This is a genomic window from Azospirillum sp. B4, from assembly GCF_000333275.1.
In the GTDB taxonomy this organism is placed as follows: domain Bacteria; phylum Pseudomonadota; class Alphaproteobacteria; order Azospirillales; family Azospirillaceae; genus Nitrospirillum.
Genome location: NZ_BACU01000657.1, coordinates 1 through 3,275, shown reverse-complemented (window position 1 = coordinate 3,275; position 3,275 = coordinate 1). Strand labels below are relative to the sequence as shown.

Here is a 3,275-nt window from a genome sequence, read left to right as displayed (position 1 = left end):
GCGGCCGCGACGATGTCAGCGGCCACGGCCGCCAGCTTGCGGCTCTGCTCCATCGCTTGCCGGCGCAGCCAGCGATAGGCGTCATGCTCCACCATGCCGCGCTGGCGCATCAGCAGGGCCTTGGCCTTGTCGATCACCTCCCGCTCGCGCAACGACGTCTCGGCCTTGTGCAGGCTGGCTTCCACCTGGCGGTAACGGCGGAACATGGCGACGGCCGCCTGCACCACCGGTTTGATGGCGGGCAGGGAGGCGCCGACGACATTGTAGGAACTGACGCCGGCTTCGATCGCCGCCTCCATGAAGGCCGGGTCGTCCTGGTCGACGAACATGACGATGGGGCGCGGGTCATGGCGCGAGATGGCGCGGATGTCCTCAAGCCCGTCGCGGTCAGGGCGGGCCATGTCCACGATCACCAGGTCGGGCGCCTCGCGCGCCACGGCATCGGCCAGCAGGTCGCCGGCGCCCAAGCGGACGATGTCCGTGGCGCCGGCGGCCATCAGGTCCGCCTCGACGATGCGGCCGGGGTCGGCGGGGTGGACGGTGTCGGCGATAAGAACTTTCACCGGCGGCACACGAGGGAATTGGGGTGGCGGAGGCAACCACCTCTAATCGCCATTAGCCCCCGCGCGCAAGCGCGGTGATGCTGCCGGCGCGTGAACCCGATGATGCTGCCCGCGTCGGTCCGCTCAGAGCACCGGCAGCAAACGGTCGATGGCCAGCGCCATGTCCACATCGCGCTGTGACAGGCCGCCGGCGTCGTGCGTGGTCAGGCGGATGTCCACACGGTTGTAGACGTTGAACCATTCCGGATGGTGGTCCGCCTTCTCCGCCAGCAGGGCCACCTGGGTCATGAAGCCGAAGGCGGCGCGGAAGTCGGTGAAGACGCAGCGGCGGGTGATGGCATCCCCCTCCGGCGTCACGGTCCAGCCGGGCAGGGGGGGAAGGTCGGCAGCGTTGAGGCGGGCAACCATGTGGGGTTCCTTCAGTCGGCGGTGGGGGCGGTGACGGGGACCAGGGCGCCGTTGATGGCGCGGGCGGCGCGGCCGGCCAGGAAGACGATGGCATCGGCCACCGCCGCCGTGGCGGTCCAGGTCTTGGGATCGACATCGGGCATGTCCGCCCGGTTCTGCGGCGTGTCCATGACCAGGGGCAGCACGGCGTTGACGCGGATGCGCCCGGCCAGCTCGGCCGCCAGGCTTTCCGTCAGGCGGGCCACGGCGGCCTTGGACGCGGCATAGGCGCCCATGCCGGCCCCCGCCTTCTCCGCCGCCGCGGCGCCGACGTTGACGATGGCGCCGCCGTCGGCCAGGCCGCCGGTGATGGCGGCCCGGCACATGTTCAGGCAGGTGCGGGCGTTGATGGCGAACAGCTTGTCCCAGGTGGCGGGATCGCCCTCCGCCACCGTCTGCCAGCGGAAGCCGCCGGCCACGTTGACCAGGACGTCGGCGCCACCCAGGCCGGCCTTGGCCTGGGTGAAGGCGGCTTGGGCCTGGGCGGCGTCCGTCAAGTCCACGCCGCCGATATGCACCATGCCGCCGGTGGCCGTTGCCGGCGTCGGGGCATGGTCGACGATGGCGACCGTGTGGCCAGCGGCCAGGAAGGCCCGGGCCACGGCGGCGCCCAGAACCCCGGCGCCGCCGGTGATGATGACCTTCTGTCGCGTCATGGCTTCCCCTTATCCTCAGATGTTCAGCGCGGGCGTCACCCGGCCCCGGCAATCGCCGAAGCCGATGGCGACGTAGCCGTCGGCCACGGCGCGGCCGGCCAGGATGAGCTCATCCCCGTCGGCCAGGAAGGTGCGCGTCTCCCCGTTCGGCAGGGTGATGGGCGCTTTGCCGCCGCGCGTCAACTCCAGCAGGCTGCCCACGCCGCTGTCGTCGGGGGTGGAGATGGTGCCGGTGCCCAGCAGATCGCCGGGATGCAGGTCGCAGCCGTTGCAGGTGTGATGCGCCACCAGCTGCGCCGCCGTCCAGTAAAGGGTGGTGGCCGGGCCGGTGCCCAGGCGGTGGGGGGATTCCCCCGCCTCCCGCATCTTGGGCGTGCGGATCAGCACCGACAGCTCGATGCCATAGGCGCCGCGCTCCTGGTCCGTCTCGTCCCACAGATAGGGCAGGGGCTTGGGATCATCGCCGGCGCGCGCCGGCTGGCGGGTGCGGAAGGGGGCCAGCGCCTCCGCCGTCACGATCCAGGGGGAAATGGTGGTCAGGAAGTTCTTGGCCAGGAAGGGGCCCAGCGGCTGGTATTCCCAGGCCTGAAGATCGCGGGCCGACCAGTCGTTCAGCAGGCACAGGCCGGCGATGTGGCCGTCGGCCTCGCCAATGCTGATGGGCGTGCCCAGGTCGTTGCCCGGGCCGATCCAGATGCCCAGCTCCAGCTCCAGATCCAGGCGCTGGCTGGGGCCGAAGGTCGGGGCGTCGGCATCGGGGGCCTTGCGCTGTCCATTGGGCCGGCGCACGTCCGTCCCCGTCACGCGGACGCTGGAGGCACGGCCGTGATAGCCGATGGGCACGTGCTTGTAGTTGGGCAGCAGCGGGTTGTCCGGGCGGAACTGCCGGCCGACGTTCAGCGCGTGATGGATGCCGGCGTAGAAGTCGGTGTAACCGCCTATGGCCGTGGGCAGGTGCACGGTGCAGTCCGCCGCGTTGTAAAGCAAGCCTTCCATGATGCCCTGGTCATCATTGCCGGTGGCCAGAAGCTGTGACAGGCGGCGGCGCAGGGCGCGGCGGGGACCAGCGCCTAGGGCCAGCAGCGGGTTCAGGGTCGGCCCGCTGGCGGCGATGGCGGCGTCCAGCGCCTCCCCCGTCAGCAGGCCGGAGCGGCCGGCACGGCCCAAGTCCAGGATCATGTCGCCGATGGCCACACCGCCGCGTGGCGTGTCCCCATTCCCTTTGCTCCCATCCGGGCTGAACACGCCCAGCGGCAGGTTCTGGATGGGGAAGTCGGCATGGCCGTTGGCGCTGCTGACCCAGCTGGTCAGGGCCGGGTTGTGGGTCTCATCGATCAGGGGGAGGCTCATCGCGGCAGCTCGGCTTTGGTGAAGCCCGCCCAGCAGTCGTCATAATCCAACTGCATCAGCGGGGTTTCGACGGCGAAACGGGTGGGGCGGATGACCCAACGGCTTTCGAACATGAAGGCCATGGTGTTCTCGATCTTGTGCGGCTTCAGGTCCGCCGACACCGCGCGCTCATAACTGGTGCGGTCGGGGCCGTGGCCGCTCATGCAATTGTGCAGCGAGGCGCCGCCGGGCGCGAAGCCGCCGGCCTTGGCGTCGTACT

5 protein-coding genes are annotated in these 3,275 nt (G+C 70.4%); all 5 read right to left on the bottom strand.

Translation table 11 applies throughout. The features are described from left to right. The coding region (locus I55_RS29850) for an ANTAR domain-containing response regulator (RefSeq protein WP_044564363.1) at positions 1–563 on the bottom strand (563 nt) is incomplete at its 3' end. A 123-nt stretch (positions 564–686) separates the two neighbouring features. Then, complete coding sequence (locus I55_RS29845) at positions 687–971, bottom strand: 4a-hydroxytetrahydrobiopterin dehydratase (RefSeq protein ID WP_044564362.1); 285 nt, start codon at positions 969–971, stop codon at positions 687–689. Between the two features lie 11 nt (positions 972–982). Then, a complete protein-coding gene (locus I55_RS29840) occupies positions 983–1,666 on the bottom strand; it encodes an SDR family NAD(P)-dependent oxidoreductase (protein WP_044564361.1) in 684 nt (227 codons plus the stop codon). Positions 1,667–1,681: 15 nt separating this feature from the next. Continuing rightward, positions 1,682–3,016: a fumarylacetoacetase gene (gene fahA / locus I55_RS29835; RefSeq protein ID WP_044564360.1), complete on the bottom strand. Its 1,335-nt coding sequence runs from the start codon at positions 3,014–3,016 to the stop codon at positions 1,682–1,684. After that, on the bottom strand, positions 3,013–3,275 hold a 263-nt coding region (locus tag I55_RS29830; protein ID WP_044564359.1), incomplete at its 5' end, for a homogentisate 1,2-dioxygenase domain-containing protein. The genes I55_RS29830 and fahA, both read right to left, overlap by 4 nt.